Consider the following 19,504-nt stretch of genomic DNA (forward strand, 5'->3'; position numbering starts at 1 on the left):
CTTGGCGACGTCATGTTCCACCACCCGAAGCTGCTCGACGTGTTCGTCGGCTACAAGTACTGGCTGAACAAGTTCGGCAACAACTCTCACTTCGGTGACAACAGCTACACGCCAGGATCCTACGAGAGCCAGGTGTTTGCAGGCGTCGCCCTTCACGCCTTCTAAGAACGAACCGCTACTACGAAGGCCAAGCGGCGCAGCGATGCGCCGCTTTTTTTTTGCGCTGCGCCAAAGCTGCAAGACGCAAGAGCCGAAATGTTTGTCGGGGGGCACACCATTGCCACCCCGTGCCAACGAGCCTCAGGCCGCGGCGATGGCGTCCAACCGCAGCTGCGCGATGATCTGGATCTCGCTCAAGGCACGGGCGAGTTCCATGTCGGGGTCGTTGTCGAGCCGCTCGGCAAAGGCGGCCAGGATCGCGTGCTTGTCGCTGCGCCGCACCGCCATGACGAAAGGAAACCCGAACTTTTCTCGATAGGCGTCGTTGAGGCGCTGAAATTGCGCGAGTTCCGCCGCCGTCAGGCTCGATAAACCGGAGGTCGCCTGCTCGGTCCGTGAGTCCGCCGTGAGCTCGCCGGCAAGCGCGGCCTTCCCCGCGAGATCGGGGTGCGCGCGAACGAGCGCGATCGCGGCCGCGGTCCCGGCGGCATCGAGAACCGCGACCATCGCCGCATGCAACGCCGCCATCGAATGAAACGGCGCCTGCGCCCATGCCGCTTCGGCGATCCACGCGGAATGTTCGAACACGTCGCCAAACGCGGCAATGAATCGGCTACGGTCGAGGGCGGCGAGTTCGGCGTCCGTCATCTAGTCCCGGCCTACCGTGCATTCGATCTGCCCATGGGGCTCGTCGGTCGGCAGGAACACCTCGTTGTTGTTCTGCAGACCGAAGGGCTTCAGGTTGGTCAGCAGGTAATGCTTGTTCGGACAGGCCATGCTGATGGTCGAAAGCTCCGGCACCGCGGCCAACGCCGCCATGCCCATGCGGTAGAGACTGCTCTGCACGCTGGTGCTGTAGGTAGTGGCGAACACCTGCATCATCGTATCGAGGATCAGCGTGTTCGTTGCGGCATAGTCGGCCGGCGCCTTGGCCCAGACCCAGGACGCCATCATGCTGGTCGAGCACAGACGGTCGTCGGTTTCCGGGATCGTCGTATACGGATCCTTGTAGAAATTCGACCAGCCGGACTGCGTCGTTTTCAAAAAGGTGAAGTTCTCGATGCCGGAGACGATCGCGATCTCGCCGCCACGTCTCATGACGGTTTTCGCGAAAGGCTTGCCGTTGCCGTCGAGCGTAAAACTGTGCGGATGCTCTTCGCCGTCGATGACGAGCCGCGCCCATTTGGTTTCGTATCCCTCTACCGTCGCGCTCTCGATCTGCGGATAGGTCGCGAGCAGGCGATCGGAAACGGCCTTGCAAAACAATTCGTTCGGCAGATCGAGATTCTCGTGAGAGACGACGTTGATGACGTTCTTCACCGTATCGGTCGAGACCGAGGTGCTGTTGTCCGCCGCCGTATAGGCCATGCCGAAATCCCCTTCGATCATGGCTTTGACGGTCAGCTCGCGAACTTCGTGACGCGCGCCTTCGCGGTGAACCCGCATAGTCCGCACGCGCCCTTTACCGTAACGGTTGCTGATCAGCGCCATTGTTCCAAAATCCTTTTGTTGCTGCTTGAGATCATCAGCTGCCGCGATAGGTCGCGTAGCTCCACGGCGTCACCAGCAGCGGCACGTGATAATGCGCGGCCGTGTCGGCGACGCCGAAGCGGATCGGAATGACATCGAGAAACGACAGGGGATCATGCTCGCCGGCCGCCGCAAAGTAAGCGCCGACGTGGAAGGCCAATTCATAGATGCCCGGCACCAGAGCGTCGCCTTCGAGCATGGGCGCATCGACACGCCCGTCGTGATTGGTGACCGCCGTGGCAAGCTGATGCGCAGCCCCCGCTTCGACCCGCGAGACCGTGATGTGAACCCCGACGGCAGGCCGGCCGTTCGCGGTGTCGAGCACATGAGTGGTCAGTCGTCCCATGGTCTCGCTAAGCCTTTAGACTAACGCGAAGCGCGCCGGATCTGTCGTGCCAGAGATGGCAAGCTGCGTGCCATGGGGAAAGCTGCATAACGCCGCAGATATCGCGCTCGTCCCTGGCATGGTGCTTGAATATTGCCGACTGTCCCAAGCAATTGCGGTCAGGCGGTTCCGATGTCGCAAACTCCCCACCCGGTCGATGAAACGTTTCCGGCACCGCGCCTGCTGACGCTGGGGCTGCAGCATGTGCTGGTGATGTATGCCGGTGCGGTCGCGGTTCCCTTGATCATTGGCCGCGCGCTAAAGCTGCCGCCCGAGGACGTGGCGTTTCTCATCAGCGCCGATCTTTTCACCTGCGGTCTCGCCACGCTCATCCAGTGCATCGGCTTCCCCGGCGTCGGCATTCGCCTGCCGGTGATGATGGGCGTCACCTTCGCATCGGTCGGCCCGATGCTGTCGATGGCGGCGGCGCCCGACGTCGGCGTGCTCGGAATCTATGGTTCGGTGATATCGGCCGGGATCTTCGGCATCATCGTCGCGCCGTTCATCAGCCGCCTGCTGCCGCTGTTTCCGCCGGTCGTCACCGGCACGATCATCCTGGTCATCGGCATCTCGCTGATGCGCGTCGCCATCAACTGGGCCGCCGGCGGTCTGCCGACGATGACCAGAATTGTCGACGGCGTGGCCGGCGCCTTCCCTAATCCCGCCTATGCGCAGATGCAGGGGCTCGGCATCGCGCTGTTCGTGCTCCTCGTGATTCTCGGACTGATCCGCTTCGGCAGCGGCTTCGTCGCCAACGTCTCCGTGCTGCTCGGCATCATCGCCGGCGCGATCCTGGCCGCGCTGCTAGGCCTGATGAAGTTCGGCAAGGTCGAAACGGCGTCCTGGTTCTCCCTTGTGCTGCCCTTCCATTTCGGCGTGCCGCAGTTCCATCTCGTGCCCATCGTCACCATGTGCATCGTGATGATCGTGGTGATGATCGAGTCGCTCGGGATGTTCCTGGCGCTCGGCGAGATGACCGGCAAGCCGATCGACCAGGACGATCTGACCCGCGGCCTGCGCGCCGACGGCATCGGCACCTTGCTCGGTGGGCTGTTCAATACGTTTCCCTACACGTCGTTTTCGCAGAACGTCGGGCTCGTCGGCATTACCGGCGTCAGATCCCGTTGGGTCACCGTTGCCGGCGGCGGCATCATGATCGTGCTCGGTGTGCTGCCGAAGTCTGCCGCGCTGGTCGAAGCCGTGCCGCAGGTCGTGCTCGGCGGCGCCGGCATTGTCATGTTCGGCATGGTGGCCGCGACGGGCGCCCGCATCCTCACCGCTGTCAACTTCAACAGCAACCGATTCAACCTGTTCATCGTGGCCATCGCCGTCGGCTTCGGGATGATCACGCTCGTGTCGCCGACCTTTTTCAAGAACTTTCCCGACGCGTTGCATCCCCTGCTCGAGTCCGGGATTCTGATGGCCGCCGTCGTGTCCGTGCTGCTCAATCTCTTCTTCAATGGTCTCGGCAGCGCGGAGCATGCCCGCGCGGAAGCAGCGAGCATCGCCGCATCTGCGGAACACGTCTAGCCGCCTGTTCCATCGGCGTCGGTGCAGCAAAAGCTTGGCATCGCTTTTGCGATGTCGCGAATGGCCACATGCCGCTAGCCCGAGTTCGCCCTTGCCCCTGAGCGCAGCCCCCGACCTTACGGATACGCCGCTGCTGCAACTGAGCGGCATCGTCAAGCAATACCCGGGCACGCTCGCCAACGACCATGTCGACCTCACCATCGCCCCTGGCGAGATTCATGCGCTGCTCGGCGAGAACGGCGCCGGCAAGAGCACGCTGGTGAAGATCATCTACGGCGTCGTCAAACCGAATGCCGGCGACATTTTTTGGCGCGGCGAGAAGATCGAGATCGCCAGCCCCAATGCGGCGCGCGCGCTCGGCATCGGCATGGTGTTTCAGCACTTTTCGCTGTTCGAAGGCCTGACCGTCGCGGAAAATCTCGCGCTCGGCATGAACGAGCAGCGCACCCGCAAGCAGTTGCGCGACGAGATCGCCGCGATCGGCGCCCGCTACGGCCTGCAGCTCGACCCCAGCCACAACCTCGCGGACCTGTCGCTCGGCGAGCGCCAGCGCATCGAGATCGTGCGCTGCCTGATGCAGTCGCCGAAACTTCTCATCATGGATGAGCCGACATCGGTGCTGACGCCGCAGGAGGTCGACAAGCTGTTCGAGACGCTGCGCAAGCTCGCGGCGCAGGGCTGTTCGGTGCTCTACATCTCGCACAAGCTCAACGAAATCCGCGCGCTCTGCGAAAAGGCCACGGTGATGCGCCATGGCCGCGTCGTCGCCCATTGCGATCCGCGTCAGGAAACGACGACGCGCCTGGCCGAGATGATGATCGGCGAGATGCTGACGGCACCGCGCCCGCGTCTCGGCCTGTCGCCGACGGCGCTACCCTGCCTCGAGATCGACCGTCTTACCATCGCCTCGGACCGCAAGTTTGGCGTCGACCTGAAGGGCGTCAGCTTCGCTGTCGCCAAGGGCCAGATTCTCGGGATTGCCGGCGTGGCCGGCAACGGGCAGACGGAACTGATGGACGCGTTGTCCGGCGAGGTGCCTTCGGGCAAGCCGAGCGCGGTGATGATCGAGGGCATCGAAGCCGGCCATATGGCGCCGGCGGAGCGTCGTGCGCTCGGCGCCTGTTTCGTCCCGGAAGAGCGCAACGGCCATGCCGCGGTGCCGGGCATGACCTTGTCCGACAACGCGCTGCTCTCCGGCTACGTGCGCAAAGCGCTGTCGAAACTCGGCTTCATCAACCGTCCGAAGACGACGAACTTTGCAGCCGAGGTCATCAAGCGCTTCGATGTGCGCACGACCGGGCCGATGTCGGAAGCGCGGTCGCTGTCCGGCGGCAACCTGCAGAAATTCGTCGTCGGCCGCGAGGTCTTGCAGGATCCCAAGCTGCTGGTGGTGAGCCAGCCGACCTGGGGCGTCGATGCCGGCGCCGCGGCGGCGATCCACGACGCGCTGGTGCAGCTTGCCGAAGCCGATACCGCGATCGTCGTCATTTCCCAGGATCTCGACGAGATTTTTTCGCTCTGCGACTCCATCGCGGTGATCGCCGGTGGCGTGCTGTCGCCGGTCACCCGCATCGCCGATACGACCATCTCGGACGTCGGCCTGCTGATGGGTGCCGCAGGCGGCGCGACCGAGACCGACGCCTCGTACCGGAGGAACGACGCTGCTTAGACTCGAAGCGCGCGGTCGACGATCGACCTTCTGGGCGGCCGCGTCGCCCGTCCTCGCCATCGTGCTGACCATCATCGTCACAGGGCTCCTGTTCCTGATGTTCGGCAAACCGCTGCTGCAGTCGCTCGATGTGTTCCTCATCCAGCCGCTGACGAACGACAATGGCCTGGCCGAGCTCGGCGTCAAGGCGGCGCCGCTGATCCTCATCGGGGTCGGGATCGCACTGGCGAGCCGCGCCAACATCTGGAACATCGGCGCGGAGGGCCAGTATATCGTCGGCGCGATCTGCGGCGGCGGCCTCGCTTTGGCGATGCCGAACACGCCGGCGCTCGTCCTTTATCCGATGATGCTCGTCGCCGGCGTTCTCGGCGGCATGGCCTATGGCGGCATCGTCGCGCTTCTGCGCGTCCAGTTCAACGCCAACGAAATTCTGACCAGCCTGATGCTAAACTATGTCGCGCAGCTGCTGCTCATCTATCTCGTGTCCGGACCCTGGCGCGATCCGAAAGGCTTCGGCTTTCCGCAGACGGCGATCTTCTCGCCCAACGCCGCGGCCCCCGTTCTCGTCGAGGGCACGCGCCTGCATCTCGGCGTGGTCTTCGCTCTCGTGGTCGCCGTCATCGGCTGGCTGGTTTTATCCCACACCATTCTCGGGTTCCAGCTGCGGGTCCAGGGCTCCGCCCCGCGCGCCGCGCGGTTCGCCGGCTTCAGCGACAAGAAGCTCGTGTGGCTTGCCATGCTCGTCAGCGGCGGCCTTGCCGGGCTCGCCGGTCTGTTCGAAGTCTCGGGCCCGATCGGCCAGCTCACCACCACGATCTCGCCGGGCTACGGCTACACCGCGATCATCGTCGCCTTTCTCGGCCGCCTGCATCCGCTGGGCGTCGTGCTGGCCGGCCTGCTGCTGGCGCTGTCCTATCTCGGCGGCGAGTCGGCGCAGATCGAACTGGCGCTGCCCAGCGCCGTCACCGGCATTTTTCAAGGCGTGCTGCTGTTCTTCCTGCTCGCCTGCGACGCCTTGATCCTCTACCGCATCCGCGGCGCGGATGTCGGTCGCTTCGCCGGTTTGAAGGCGCGCTTCGTTTCGCCCAAGGTGGCCCCGCTTTGACGCGCATCGGATCCCGCCCATGATCGTTCTCCTCACCAACATCATGCTCAGCGTCATCGTGACGTCGACGCCGCTGCTGCTCGCCGCGACCGGCGAGCTGGTGGTCGAGAAGGCCGGCGTCCTCAACCTCGGCGTCGAAGGCATGATGCTGGTCGGCGCGATCTGCGGCTTTGCCGTGGCGCTGAAGACCGGCAGTCCGACCATCGGCGTGCTCGGCGGCATGATCGGCGGCGCGCTGTTCTCGCTGCTCTTCAGCGTCCTGGCCCTGAGCTTTCTTGCGGCGCAGGTGCCGGCCGGACTGGTGCTGACGATTTTCGGCTCCGGCCTCAGCGCGCTGATCGGCGCCGCCTACGTCGGCATATCGATCGAGCGGCTGCCGCATCTTGCCATCCCCGGCCTGAGCGACATTCCGATCATCGGCCCGATCCTCTTCGGCGAGGACATCCTCGTCTACATCAGTTTCGTCGCGGTGGTCGGCGTGTCGCTGGTGCTGCGCTACACCCATGTCGGGCTGGTGCTTCGCGCCGTCGGCGACTCCGCCGATGCCGGCCACGCGCTGGGCTACGACGTCATCGGCATCCGTTATCTCGCGACCCTGTTCGGCGGCGCGATGGCCGGCCTTGCCGGCGCCTACATGTCGCTCGCCTACAACACCAGCTGGTCGGAAAACATGACGGCCGGTCGCGGCTGGATCGCGCTGGCCCTGGTGGTGTTCTCGACGTGGCGGCCGTTCTGGCTGATCGCCGGCGCCTACCTGTTCGGCTCGATCATGTACATGTCGTTCTTCCTGCAGGGCTTCGGCATCGCCATCCCCTCGCAGTTCGTGTCGGCGCTGCCCTACATCGCGACGGTCGTCGTGCTGGTGATCATCTCGTCGAACAAGGCGCGCATCCGCATGAGCGCGCCGGCCTGTCTCGGCAAACCGTTTCACGCCACGAGCTGACCTGGTCGGTCGTGGCGATCCTTTCCCCCAGAGTACGTCCGGAGAGCAAGCAATGATGAATCGTAGGGCCTTCAACACACTCCTCGGCGGAACCGCCGCCGCGGTCGGCTCGGGGCTGGTCACGTCGGCCGAAGCCGCGGTGCCCAAAGTGGCGTTCGTGTATCTCGGCCCGGTCGGCGATTTCGGCTGGACCTACCAGCACGAAGTCGGCCGCCAGGAAGTCGTCAAGCACTTCGGTGACAAGGTTTCGACGAGCTTCATCGAGAACGTGCCGGAAAGCGCCGACGCCGAGCGCGTCATCGCGGCGCTCGCCGCGAAGGGCAACCAGCTCATCTTCACGACCTCGTTCGGCTACATGAACCCGACCCTCAAGGTCGCGACGCAGAAGCCGAAGACGTTCTTCGAGCATTGCGCCGGCTACAAGCACGCCGACAACCTCGGCACCTACAATGTCCGCTTCTATGAAGGGCGCTATATCCAGGGCGTCATCGCCGGCAAGATGTCGAAGACCGGCGTGATCGGCTACATCGGCTCGATCCCGATCCCCGAGGTCGTCATGGGCATGAACGCGACGCTGCTCGGCATGCGCAGCGTCAATCCGAACGCCAAGATGAAATTCGTCTTCATCAACAGCTGGTACGATCCGGGCAAGGAAGGCGACGCCTGCAAGGCGCTGCTCGACCAGGGCTGCGATATCATCACCCAGCACACGGATTCGCCGGCCGCCCTCCAGGTCTGCGAGCAGCGCGGTCTCAAGGCTTTCGGCGAAGCCACCGACATGATCAAGTTCGCGTCGAAAACGCAGCTGACGTCGCCGGTGAACAATTGGGGCCCCTACTATGTCAAGCGCGTCCAGGCGCTGCTCGACGGCACCTGGAAGACCGATGACATCTGGGGCGGTCTCGACGCCGACATGCTGGTCATGGCGCCATACCGCAATATGCCCGATGACGTCATGGCGCTGGCCAAGTCGACCGAGGCCGACATCAAGGCCGGCAAGATTCTGCCCTTCAACGGCGGAATGAAGGACCAGTCCGGCGCTCAGAAGGGCACCGCCGGCAAGTCCCTCGACGACGGTCAGCTCGCCTCGATGAACTGGCTCGTCGAAGGCATCGAAGGCAAGCTGCCGAGCTGATATCGCCCTATGACCCGGCCTGACGACGAAAAACACCTCCGCCACGCGTTTGCCGTGGCTGAGACCTCTCGCCTCGGCGGCGACCACCCGTTCGGCGCGATCCTCGTCGGGCCGAACGGTGTGGTGCTGATGGAGCAGGGCAACGGCTTCTCCGCGGAGGGCGGCGATCGGACCGCCCACGCCGAGCGGCTGTTGGCTTCGCGGGCGAAGGCCTATGACAGTGCCTTCCTCGCCGGGTGCACGCTGTATTCGTCCGCCGAACCCTGCGCGATGTGCGCGGGCGCGATCTACTGGTCCGGGATCGGGCGTCTCGTCTATGGGCAGAGCGAAGCCTCGCTCAAGGCGATCACCGGCAATCATCCGGAAAACCCGACGCTCGACCTGCCCTGCCGCGCGGTGTTCGCCGCGGGACAGCGGGCGGTCGAGGTTATCGGCCCGATGTTGGAAGACGAGTCCGCAGCGTTGCAGCGGGCGTTCTGGGCCGGCGAGCCCGAGGCCTAGCCCTGTCTTTCCGGGACGCGCGCAGCGCGAGCCCGGAACCCAGGAAAACGCGGCGGCAAAAAAGGCTGCGACGATCGAGCGTTCAGGGCAGGCACAGTGTCCATGGGTTCCGGGCTCTCGCCTTTGGCGAGCCCCGGAAAGACAGGCGGCGAGATCGCTGTTTCAGTCGAAGACCCGCGCCGCTCGCCCGTGCGCTTCCAACAGCTTGCCCATGTCCAGCCCGATCACCGCGCCGTCGGCGACGCGCCAGGTGCCGCCGACCATCACCCGATCCGCGCGGTGCGCGCCGCAGATCACCAGCGCCGCCAGCGGGTCGTGATTGCCGGAAAACCGCGGCTCGTCGAGCGTGAAGAAGGCGAGATCGGCCTGAAAACCCGGCGTGATCTTGCCGATGTCGCTGCGGCCGAGGCAGCGCGCCGAGCCTTCGGTGCCCCAGCGCAGCACGTCGTGGTGGGAGAGTGCCGCCGCGCCATACTTCAGCTTGCCGACGAGCAGCGCGTGGCGGAGCGCCTCCATCATGTTGGAGGCATCGTTCGACGCCGAACCGTCGACGCCGAGGCCGACGGGACTGCCCGCCGCCTCGAGATCGCGCGTCGGGCAGATGCCGGAAGCCAGCAGCATGTTCGACGTCGCGCAATGGCAGACCCCGACACCATGCTTGCCCAGCGTCGCGATCTCGCCGGCGTCGAAATGGATGCCATGCGCCAGCCAAGTCCGTTGGTTGAGCCAGCCCGTCTGCTCCAGCAGTTCGACCGGGCGGCACTTGTAGGTCGCGACGCAGAAGGCATCTTCATCGTGCGTCTCGCCGAGGTGCGTGTGCAGCGGCGCATCGAACCGCGCGGCCAGCGCCGCCGTCTCGCGCATCAGGCGCGGTGTGACGGAGAACGGCGAGCATGGGGCCAGCCCGATCTGGATGAGGCTACCTGGCGCCGGATCATGGAAGCGGTTCAACACCCGTTCGCTGTCGACCAGTATCGTCTCTTCATCCTGGACGACGCTGTCGGGCGGCAGGCCGCCGTCTTTCTGCGAGAGGTTCATCGAGCCGCGCGTCACCGTCATGCGGATACCGAGCGCCATCGCCTCCTCGACCTCGATGTCGATGGCGCGGTCGAGCCCGGCCGGAAACAGATAGTGATGATCGGCCGCCGTGGTGCAGCCCGACAGCAGCAGCTCCGCCAGCGCCAGGCGAACACTGATGCGAAACGTGTCCGGCGTCAGTCGCGCCCAGATCGGATAGAGCGCCGTCAGCCAGCCGAACAGCTCCTTGTTGATCGCCGCCGGATGCGTCCGCGTCAGCGTCTGGTAGAAATGGTGGTGCGCGTTGACGAGGCCCGGGATGATGACGTGGCGGCTGGCGTCGAAGACGAGGTCGCACGGCGCGGCTGGCGCGCGGCCGGACGGCACGCATTCGACGATGCGTCCCGCCGAAACGACGACCCCGCCGCCCGCATCATCGGCCGATATCGCCATGGGATCGCGAATCCAGAGGCGCGCGGGCTGGGTGGTCATCGGTAGCACTCCAGGAATAGCTCAGCGACCATAGACTAGGAGGCAAGCGCGACAACAGCTTATCGAATAGGCATTCCTGCCTAGATGATTTGCATTCGCGGAATGAACTTATACTCGGACATGAAGTTGTTTCGGCAGCAATCGATCAAGGAGACTTGAGTATGATCAAGACATCAGCTGCCGTTGCTTTCGCCGTTCTCGCTTTTGGCGCAACCCTGGCCACCGCGCCGGCATCCGCTCAGGAGCGGACGCCCCCGGATAGCGCGATCCAGGACCTGACCCCGAGCATCGACCTGCGCCCCGGCCAGACCTTCATGACCCAGCGCGACCTGTATCGGATGCAGGAAGGCCGCTCGGCAGCCCGCGATCCGGATGCGCCGAACCTGCGCGACAGCGGCGCGGAACTCGACCGCTAACGCCCGTCAAGGTTCCGCTCGTCCCGTGACATCAAGAAACTGGTTGCGCCGGGGCTGGGTCATCCAGTCTCGGCGTTCCTGTGTCAGGGCCGTGGAATGGCGGCCCGGCCCCGCCCTTGCTAAGGACACTCCGCCTCCGACCGAGGCTGGCGGAGGGCGCGAGTGGACCTGAATACGATATCGGCCGTCGTCCCGCTTAACGGCCGCGCCGACCTTGCGTCCTGGAAGCCGGGCGCAGCATGGCTCGCCGGCGGCACCTGGCTCTTCTCCGAACCGCAGCCGCATCTCGATACGCTTCTCGATCTTTCCAACCTTGCCTGGCCGGCGCTGACGCTGGACGACAGCCACCTCACGATCGCTGCGACCTGTACGATCGCCCAGCTCAACGCCTTCGCCGCCCCGCCGGACTTCCGCTCGGCGACGCTGATCGAGGCCTGCTGCCGGTCGCTGCTCGGCTCGTTCAAGATCTGGAACATGGCGACCGTCGGCGGCAACATCTGTCTCGCGTTGCCCGCCGCACCGATGATCACGCTGATGGTGTCGCTCGACGGCATCGCCGTGATCTGGACCCCCGATGGCGGCGAGCGCACCCTGCCCGTGCTCGACCTGGTGCTCGGCTCCCAGCATACCGCGCTCGAGCCCGGCGAGGTCTTGCGCGCGATCGCCGTGCCGGTGCGGGCGTTGCGCCGCCGCGCGACCTACCGCCAGATTTCCCTGACGCCGCTCGGCCGGTCCGCGGCGCTGCTCGTCGGGACGCGCGACCAGAATTCGTTCGCGCTGACCGTCACGGCCTCGACAAAGCGCCCGATCCGCATCGATTTTTCCGAGCCACCTTCGACGGACAGCCTAGCTTCCGCGATCACGGCCGCGATCCCGCACGCGCTCTATCACGACGACATCCATGGCAAGCCGGCGTGGCGGCGTCACCTGACCTATCTGCTGGCGGAGCAGATCCGCGGTGAGCTTTTCGAGGGCCAGCCGACGTGACGTTCTCCGTCAACAACACGCTCTTCGATCGTGCGCCGCGTGCCGGCCAATGCCTGCGCACGTTTCTTCGCGAGCTCGGCTGGTTCGGCGTGAAAAAAGGCTGCGATGCCGGGGATTGCGGCGCCTGCACCGTCTATGTCGACGGGACGCCGGTCCACAGCTGCATCTTTCCGGCGTTCCGCGCCAAGGGCCATGAGGTGACGACGATAGAGGGACTCGCCGCGCATGCCGCGGCCCCCGATGGCACGCTGCATCCGATGCAGACCGCCTTCCTCGACGCCCAGGGCTTTCAGTGCGGCTTCTGTACCGCCGGCATGGTGATGACCGCGGCGAGCCTCAACCAGGCCCAGCGCGCCGACCTGCCCGCCGCCCTGAAGGGCAATCTTTGTCGCTGCACCGGCTATCGCGCCATCGAGGATGCGCTCGCCGGCGCCGTCCACGCCGAAGCGCTGCCGAACGGCCCGGCGCTGGGGCGCAACCTGCCGGCCCCTGCCGGCCCCGCCGTGGTGGCCGGCGCCGCGCGCTACACCTTCGACGTCGCGCCGGAGGGCGCACTCGACGGCCTGCTGTATATGAAGCTCGCCCGCTCGCCGCATGCCCATGCGCGCATTCTCGCAATCGACGCCGGCGCCGCATTACAGGTGCCGGGCGTCCATCGCGTGCTGACCCATGCCGACGCGCCGCAGATGCTGTACTCGAGCGGACAGCATGAGGTCGCGTCCTCCGATCCGTCCGACACGATGCTGCTGGATCGAACGGTCCGCTGCATCGGACAGCGCATCGCAGCCGTCGTCGCCGACAGCGAAGGCGCCGCGGAAGAGGGCATCCGCCGCCTCGTCGTGACCTACGAAGTTTTGCCGGCCGTCGTCGATCCGGAACAGGCCATGGCGCCGGGTGCGCCGGTCATTCACGACAAGGATGGCGCGGCCTGCGGCATCGCCGATCCCACGCGCAATCTCGTCGGCGAGGTCCATGGCGATATCGGCGATGTCGAAGCTGGCTTCGCCGCGGCCGACCTCATCTACGAGGACACGTTTCACAGCCAGCGCATCCAGCACACGCCGCTGGAAACCCACGGCGCCGTCGGCTGGATCGACGCGGACGGTCGCCTCGTCATCCGGTCCAGCACCCAGGTCCCGTTTCTCACCCGGCGGGCGCTGTGCAAGCTGTTCGACCTGCCGGACGACAAGGTGCGCGTGTTCTGCGCCCGCGTCGGCGGCGGTTTTGGCGGCAAGCAGGAGATGCTGACGGAAGATGTCGTGGCGCTGGCCGTTCTCGCGACGGGCCGCCCGGTGAAACTCGAATTCACGCGCGAGGAACAGTTCATCGCGACGACGACGCGGCATCCGATGCGGGTGCGGATCAAGGCCGGCGCCACGGCCGACGGCAAGCTCACGGCCCTTCAGCTGAACGTTTTGTCCAACACCGGCGCCTACGGCAACCACGGACCGGGGGTGCTGCATCACGCCTGCAACGAATCCATCGGCATCTACCGGTGCCCCAACAAAAAGGTCGACGGCCACGTCGTCTACACCAACACGCTGCCGGCAGGCGCCTTCCGCGGCTATGGTTTGCCGCAAACCGGTTTTGCCATCGAAACGGCAATGGACGAATTGGCGCGCGGACTCGGGATCGATCCGTTCACGTTCCGCAAGACGAACATGATCCAACGCGGCGACGCGGTCATCGCGGTCGAGCCCGAGCCGAAGGATATGTTCGTCGGAAGCTACGGTCTTCCGCGCTGCCTCGACATGGTCGCGGCCGCGATGCGCGACGATGTCGGCCTGGCGCCGCCGCCGGGCGACGCCTGGGTCGTCGGCCAGGGGATGGCCATGTCGATGTGCGAGACGATCCCGCCGGGCGGCCACCATTCCGACACCCGGGCGCTGCTCCACGCCGACGGCACCTATGAATTCATCGTCGGCACCGCGGAGTTCGGCAACGGCACGACGACGGTGCACACGCAGATCGCCGCGACGGTGTTAGGCGCCCAGGCATCCGGCATAAGGATCAAGCAGTCGGATACCGCCAACGGCGGCCACGATACCGGCGCCTACGGCTCGGCCGGCACCGTCGTTGCCGGACAGGCGACGTTCCAGGCGGCCGAACGGTTGCGCGACGCGATCCTCGCAGCGGCGGCGGCCGCGACGGGCACGCCGCTTGCCGAGTGCCGCCTCGCATCGGATCACGTCGTCTGCGGCCCCCGGCGTATCGGGCTCGACACCCTGGCCGCCCTGCAGCCCGAGACGGTGCTCGCTGCCGCGGGCAAGGCGGATGGCATGAAGCGCTCGGCGAGCTTTAACGTGCAAAGCTTTCGCATCGCGGTGAACCGCGATACCGGCGCCATCAAGATCCTGCAAAGCGTGCATGCCGCCGATGGCGGCCGCATCATCAATCCGATGCAGTGCCGCGGCCAAGTAGAGGGCGGCATCGCGCAGGCGCTCGGCGCGGCGCTCTACGAGGAGGTCGCGATCGACGCGACGGGGCGCGTCACGACGGCGAATTTCCGCAGCTATCACATTCCCGCCTTCGCCGACGTCCCGCGCACGAAGGTGATGTTCGCGGAAACCGACGACGCCAATGGACCGTTTGGCGCCAAATCGATGAGCGAGGCCCCGTTCAACCCCGTGGCGGCGGCGCTGGCCAACGCGCTGCGCGATGCGACGGGGGTGCGGTTTACCGCGCTGCCGCTCGCGGCGGACCGGATTTTCGATCGGTTGCGATAGCCTGGCAGCGGACAGCAACCCGCCCCTCTCCCCCTCGCGGGGAGAGGCTGGGGGGTCACGGTGTTCTTTGCTCATCGAAGAACACGCCGACCCCCATCCCTGACCCTTCCCCGCAAGGGGGAAGGGAATCCCCCTAATGAATATTCAAGTCCTTGACGAAACGATCGGTGAAGGCCGCGTGCCAATCGGTCTTGGCGCTCAGCAGATCCGCCGACACCATGAAGTCGAAGGTCTGCTTCCAATGCGCCTCGGTCATAATGCCGAGCCCCAGAATCTTGGCGTCGCCGCCGTCGACGATGTGCTTCGCGTTCATCGTGGCGACGGCGTAGTCCAGCTCGGCGCCGCTCATCTTCGGATTGTCGCGCTTGATCAGCGCGTTGCCGGGCGCGGGGTTTTTCATGTAGTCGCGCCAACCCTCCAGCGTCGCCTTGACGAAGCGCGCGACGACATCGGGATGGCTTTTCGCATAGGCGTCGGTCGTCACGATGGTCGTGCTGTAGGGCGAATAACCGTACTCCGACAGCAGGAAGAACTTGATCTTCGCGCCGTGCTGCATCGCCGAGAACGGCTCCGACGTCAGATAGCCCTGCTGCGACAGCGTGGGATCGGCGAAGAACGGCTGCAGGTTGAACGTGTAGGGCCGCGCCTGGTCGTCGGTGTAGCCGAACGTCTTCTGCAGCCACGGCCAGAAGGTCTGACGTGCCGCCGACCCGACCAGGATCGGCTTGCCCTTCAGTGCAGCCAGACTGTCCACGTCGTCATGGGTCATGATGCCCTGGATGTCGGACTGGAACGAGGTGGCGACGGTGACGAAGGGCAGGTTCCGCTCGCGCGCCTTCAGGATCTGGAAATCGTAGCCGATGACGAAATCGGCATCGCCAGCGAGCAGCAACTGCAGCGTGTTGATCTGCGGGCCGCCCATCGTGATCGTGACGTCGAGCCCGGCCTTGTCGTAAAGCCCCTCCGCCTTGGCCTCGTAGAAACCACCCTGCTCCGCCTCGGCGTACCAACTGGTGAGAAACCGCACCGGGTCCGCGGCGCGCGCCGGCATGGCGAGCGCCAAGGTCAGCACGGCCATCCCGATGGCACCGACGATGTGACCTGCCTTGCTCATCATCTCTCCCGCTGTCCGATGGCACAGCCCTTTGACTTGCCTTCTAGCGCCCATACGGCGCAAACCGGTACGTCGATTCCCGAGGGTTCTTCGCATGCCGGATCACGATCACGATATCATCATGGGCACCCGGCACACGAGCCTGCGCATTCCGACTTTCGCCGACGTCGCGACGGCGGCAACCCGTATCGACGGCATCGCCCATCGCACGCCTGTGCTGACCTCGCGCACGGCGGATGCGCGCAGCGGCGCCAGCCTGTTCTTCAAGGCGGAAAATTTTCAGCGCGCCGGCGCCTTCAAGTTCCGCGGCGCCTGCAACGCCATCGCCGCGCTCACGCCCGACCAGCGCCAGCGCGGGGTCGTCGCCTATTCCTCCGGCAACCACGCCCAGGCGATGGCGCTGGCCGGCGCTGCAGGGCGTCCCCACCACCATCATCATGCCGCTCGACGCGCCCGCGATGAAGGTCGCGGCAACCAAAGGCTATGGCGCCACCGTCGTCACCTACGATCGCTATACCGAGGATCGCGAGGCGATCGGGCGCACGTTCGCCGAAGAGCACGGGCTGACCCTGATCCCGCCCTACGACCATCCCGACGTCATCGCCGGCCAGGGCACGGCGGTGAAGGAACTGATCGAAGAGGTCGGCCCGCTCGACATGCTGTTCGTCTGCCTCGGCGGCGGCGGCCTGCTCGCCGGCAGCGCCTTGTCCGCCGCAGCGCTGGCGCCCGGCTGCGAGGTCTATGGCGTCGAGCCGGAGGCCGGCAACGACGGCCAGCAGTCGTTCCGCTCGGGCAAGATCGTCACCATCCCGGTGCCGCGCTCGATCGCCGATGGCGCGCTCACCACGTTCCTGGGCGCCCACACGTTCCCGGTCATCCGCGCGCTGGTGCAGGATGTGGTGACGGTGTCCGACCCTCAGCTGATCGAGGCGATGCGCTTCTTCGCCGAGCGGATGAAGATCGTCGTCGAGCCGACGGGTTGCCTTGCGGCAGCGGCGGCGTTCAACGCGGTGGTCCCGGTCGCCGGCAAGCGCGTCGGCGTGATTTTGAGCGGCGGCAACGTCGACCTGCGCGCCTTCGCGGGCTTCGTCGGCGGCTAGCTGTTGGAACGAGACGTGCCAGTTCGTCCAAAATGTCTCCGTTGAAGGCCGTCATGATCGATCCCGCCGCACTCCAGTCCGTTGCAAAACTCGTCAATCTCGCGTCGCCGCGTCTCGGCGCCAGCGCGCCCGAGGCGTCCGACTCCTTCTTCGGTGCGCCGGAGCGGATGATCCAGGACAGCGAGCCGGTTTTTTATCCAGAGAAATTCGACGCGAACGGCAAGTGGATGGACGGCTGGGAGACCCGCCGGCGGCGCGGCCTCGGCCATGACTGGTGTCTGGTCAGGCTCGGCGTGCCCGGCGTGCTCTCGGCAATCGAACTCGACACCCGGCATTTCACCGGCAATTTTCCGCCGGGCGCCATGGTGGAAGGCTGCGCGACGCTCGACCCGCCAGGGCCAGATACCGTCTGGCGCGTGCTTGTCCCGGCCAGCGCGCTGGTTGGCAACGACCGCAAGCTGTTCACCGTCGACGATCCGACGCCGATCGCCTGGCTGCGCCTTTCCATCTTTCCCGACGGCGGCATCGCCCGACTGCGCGCCTACGGCACGCCTTTCTTCGATCCCGCCGATGCGGACGCGAACGCCGAGCTGGAACTCTCCGCGATCAAATACGGCGGCCGGATTTTGGGCTACAGCGACGCCCATTACGGCGCGCCCTGGGTAATCCTCACCGAAGGACGCGGCGCGACGATGGGCGATGGCTGGGAAACCCGCCGCCGCCGCGAACCGGGCCACGACTGGATGGTCATCGCTCTCGGCATCCCCGGCACCATCGACCGCATCGAGGTCGATACCGCGCATTTCAAGGGCAATTTCCCCGACAAGGTCTCGCTGCAGGGCTGCGCCATGGCGGCGATGCCCGACGACGCCGTGATCTGCCAGTCGATGTTCTGGGCCGATCTGATGACGCCGCAGCCGCTCGCCGCCGACACGATCCACAGTTTTGGCGCGGAGCGGCTCAACCCTTTGGGCCCGATCACCCATGTCCGTCTCAACATCCACCCCGACGGCGGCGTGTCGCGGTTCCGCGCCTTCGGGCGGGCGTGGTGACACGCAATATCGTCATCGAGCCGCTGACCAAGGCGGCCTTCGCTCGCTATGGCGAAGTGATCGAGCGCGATGGCGCCGAGCTGCGGCTGATCAACGAGGGGACCACCGACCGGCTGCATCGGCTCGCCAAGGTGGAGGTCGGCGCGGGCCGCGCGATCGTCTCCATCTTTCACGGCCGGCGGCGCTCGTTTCCGCTGACCATCGCGATGATGGAACGCCATCCGCTGGGCTCGCAGGCCTTCGTGCCGCTGCACGCCGCGGACTGGCTTGTCGTCGTCAGCGACGATCCCGGCGCGCCGGAGGAAAAAACCCTGCGCTGCTTTCGCGCGCGCGGCGACCAGGGCGTGAACTACCGCGCCGGAATCTGGCACCACCCGCTTCTGGTTCTCGCGCCGACCCAAGACTTTCTCGTCGTCGACCGCGAGGGCGAAGGTGAGAATCTGGAGGAAATCTGGTTTGCCGATCCGGTCGTTCGGGTCGCGGCTGCAGACGCGCAGGCATCGTTAGCGAAGCCGTAATCTAAAACAGACACTTTGCTGCCATTGTCGGGACAAATGTGCGTCTTGATTGCTTGATCGCAAACAAGGCGTCGCCCCCTGCCTCACGAGGAGGGCCTGTGTTGTAACGGCAACAGGCCCGACAATGACGGCTAGGCTCGGTGGCCCCGGCGGGTGCGATCGGGTAGGTTCCGGGCGGATTGGTGGGGCAGCATTTGACTCGATATGACCGGAAGCCGCGTGGGGCTCGCCTGATGCCGCGCTTGCTCGGGGCGGTGGCGTGCGCGCTGGTGCTGAATGCCTGCTCGACGGTGCCGGGCGGCGGCCCGACCCGGCAGTCGGTGATCGATGTCGGCACCCACGAGGGCGCGCCCTATCTGCTTGTGCCGATCTCGAATTACGTGCTGCAGCAGCTGTTGCGCTTTCCCGGACCGAGCCTGTTCGGCCGCTTCGGCGATTATCGCGGCCCGGTCGAGCAGCGCATCGGCGTCGGCGATACCGTCGAGGTCACCGTCTTCGAGGCGGCGGGCGGCGGCTTGTTCTCCCAGACCATTGTGGGCGCCAACTCGCCCGGCTCGCATTCGGCCGTCATCCCGCCGCAGGTGGTGGCCAACGACGGCTCGATCACGGTCCCTTACGGCGGCCGCGTCCATGTCACCGGGCAGACCCCGCCGGAGGTCGAAAAGACCATCGTCGAACGCCTGACCGGCAAGGCGATCGAGCCGCAGGCCATCGTCACCCTAAGCAAGAACGTCTCGACCAGCGTCACCGTGACCGGCGAAGTGGTGCAGGGCGGGCGCATTCCGCTGACCGCCCGCGGCGACCGGATTTTGGACGTCATCGCCACATCCGGCGGCCTAAAGTTTCCGGTGCACGAGACCTTCATCGAGCTGTCGCGCGCCGGCAAGACGGTGCGGGTGCCGATGCAGGCGCTGCTCGCCGACCCCAAGGAAAACATCTATGCCCGCCCGGGCGATACGCTCACCGTGGTGCGCTATCCCCTGAGCTTCACGGCGGTCGGCGCGACGCTGCGCAACGCGGTGATGCCGTTCGAGGCCAAGGGCATCTCGCTGGAAGAGGCGATCGGCCAGTCCGCCGGCCTCGTCGACGAGCGGGCCGACCCCGAAGGCGTGTTCGTGATGCGTT

Annotated in this window: 17 protein-coding genes and 1 pseudogene; 13 read left to right on the forward strand and 5 right to left on the reverse strand. The window is 65.8% G+C overall.

Annotation, left to right across the window (positions count from 1 at the left end):
* Window positions 1–300: 300 nt before the first annotated feature.
* From uraD to uraH, 3 genes are read right to left on the reverse strand one after another with little or no spacing between them, the layout of a single operon-like run.
* Entirely contained in the window at window positions 301–807 is a 507-nt protein-coding gene (uraD, locus tag GSQ79_RS26845) for a 2-oxo-4-hydroxy-4-carboxy-5-ureidoimidazoline decarboxylase (protein WP_158811798.1), read from the reverse strand.
* On the reverse strand, window positions 808–1,650 hold the full coding sequence (gene pucL / locus GSQ79_RS26850; RefSeq protein ID WP_158811799.1) for a factor-independent urate hydroxylase: 843 nt from the start codon (window positions 1,648–1,650) through the stop codon (window positions 808–810).
* 34 nt (window positions 1,651–1,684) lie between these two features.
* Window positions 1,685–2,035, reverse strand: coding sequence for a hydroxyisourate hydrolase (gene uraH, locus GSQ79_RS26855; protein ID WP_158811800.1), 351 nt, complete (start codon window positions 2,033–2,035; stop codon window positions 1,685–1,687).
* A 171-nt stretch (window positions 2,036–2,206) separates the two neighbouring features.
* On the opposite strand from uraH, the gene GSQ79_RS26860 reads away from it, so the two are divergent.
* The 6 genes from GSQ79_RS26860 (at window position 2,207) to GSQ79_RS26885 (ending at window position 8,957) form a co-directional block, all read left to right on the forward strand.
* On the forward strand, window positions 2,207–3,604 hold the full coding sequence (locus GSQ79_RS26860; RefSeq protein ID WP_158811801.1) for a nucleobase:cation symporter-2 family protein: 1,398 nt from the start codon (window positions 2,207–2,209) through the stop codon (window positions 3,602–3,604).
* A gap of 91 nt (window positions 3,605–3,695) precedes the next feature.
* Complete coding sequence (locus GSQ79_RS26865; protein ID WP_246725610.1) at window positions 3,696–5,273, forward strand: ABC transporter ATP-binding protein; 1,578 nt, start codon at window positions 3,696–3,698, stop codon at window positions 5,271–5,273.
* 61 nt (window positions 5,274–5,334) lie between these two features.
* The gene (locus GSQ79_RS26870) at window positions 5,335–6,378 is read left to right on the forward strand and encodes an ABC transporter permease (protein ID WP_246725611.1); all 1,044 of its coding nucleotides are present in this window, start codon (window positions 5,335–5,337) and stop codon (window positions 6,376–6,378) included.
* 22 nt (window positions 6,379–6,400) lie between these two features.
* A complete protein-coding gene (locus GSQ79_RS26875; RefSeq protein WP_210253234.1) occupies window positions 6,401–7,321 on the forward strand; it encodes an ABC transporter permease in 921 nt (306 codons plus the stop codon).
* Window positions 7,322–7,373: 52 nt separating this feature from the next.
* Window positions 7,374–8,456, forward strand: a complete 1,083-nt coding sequence (locus tag GSQ79_RS26880) for a BMP family ABC transporter substrate-binding protein (protein WP_246725612.1) — start codon at window positions 7,374–7,376, stop codon at window positions 8,454–8,456.
* Between the two features lie 9 nt (window positions 8,457–8,465).
* A complete protein-coding gene (locus GSQ79_RS26885) occupies window positions 8,466–8,957 on the forward strand; it encodes a nucleoside deaminase (RefSeq protein ID WP_158811804.1) in 492 nt (163 codons plus the stop codon).
* 162 nt (window positions 8,958–9,119) lie between these two features.
* On the opposite strand, the gene GSQ79_RS26890 is transcribed toward GSQ79_RS26885, so the two are convergent.
* Entirely contained in the window at window positions 9,120–10,466 is a 1,347-nt protein-coding gene (locus GSQ79_RS26890; RefSeq protein WP_174243280.1) for an 8-oxoguanine deaminase, read from the reverse strand.
* A 161-nt stretch (window positions 10,467–10,627) separates the two neighbouring features.
* On the opposite strand from GSQ79_RS26890, the gene GSQ79_RS26895 reads away from it, so the two are divergent.
* The 3 genes from GSQ79_RS26895 (at window position 10,628) to GSQ79_RS26905 (ending at window position 14,595) form a co-directional block, all read left to right on the forward strand.
* Window positions 10,628–10,882, forward strand: coding sequence for a hypothetical protein (locus GSQ79_RS26895; protein ID WP_158811806.1), 255 nt, complete (start codon window positions 10,628–10,630; stop codon window positions 10,880–10,882).
* Between the two features lie 162 nt (window positions 10,883–11,044).
* Complete coding sequence (locus GSQ79_RS26900) at window positions 11,045–11,869, forward strand: xanthine dehydrogenase family protein subunit M (protein WP_158811807.1); 825 nt, start codon at window positions 11,045–11,047, stop codon at window positions 11,867–11,869.
* Entirely contained in the window at window positions 11,866–14,595 is a 2,730-nt protein-coding gene (locus GSQ79_RS26905) for a molybdopterin-dependent oxidoreductase (RefSeq protein ID WP_158811808.1), read from the forward strand. The genes GSQ79_RS26900 and GSQ79_RS26905 overlap by 4 nt, the downstream gene beginning before the upstream one ends.
* A gap of 133 nt (window positions 14,596–14,728) precedes the next feature.
* Here GSQ79_RS26905 and GSQ79_RS26910 read toward each other — a convergent pair whose 3' ends face one another.
* The gene (locus tag GSQ79_RS26910; protein WP_210253231.1) at window positions 14,729–15,709 is read right to left on the reverse strand and encodes an ABC transporter substrate-binding protein; all 981 of its coding nucleotides are present in this window, start codon (window positions 15,707–15,709) and stop codon (window positions 14,729–14,731) included.
* A gap of 94 nt (window positions 15,710–15,803) precedes the next feature.
* On the opposite strand from GSQ79_RS26910, the pseudogene GSQ79_RS26915 reads away from it, so the two are divergent.
* From GSQ79_RS26915 to GSQ79_RS26930, 4 genes and pseudogenes are all read left to right on the forward strand, one after another.
* Window positions 15,804–16,809: pseudogene (locus GSQ79_RS26915) on the forward strand (threo-3-hydroxy-L-aspartate ammonia-lyase).
* Between the two features lie 53 nt (window positions 16,810–16,862).
* Window positions 16,863–17,861, forward strand: coding sequence for an allantoicase (alc, locus tag GSQ79_RS26920; protein ID WP_158811810.1), 999 nt, complete (start codon window positions 16,863–16,865; stop codon window positions 17,859–17,861).
* On the forward strand, window positions 17,855–18,379 hold the full coding sequence (locus GSQ79_RS26925; protein ID WP_158811811.1) for an ureidoglycolate lyase: 525 nt from the start codon (window positions 17,855–17,857) through the stop codon (window positions 18,377–18,379). Before alc ends, GSQ79_RS26925 begins: the two co-directional genes overlap by 7 nt.
* 233 nt (window positions 18,380–18,612) lie before the next feature.
* Window positions 18,613–19,504: polysaccharide biosynthesis/export family protein (locus GSQ79_RS26930; RefSeq protein WP_158811831.1), on the forward strand; the 892-nt coding region annotated here is incomplete at its 3' end.

This window comes from Beijerinckia sp. L45, from assembly GCF_009765775.1.
Taxonomy (GTDB): Bacteria; Pseudomonadota; Alphaproteobacteria; order Rhizobiales; family Beijerinckiaceae; genus RH-AL1.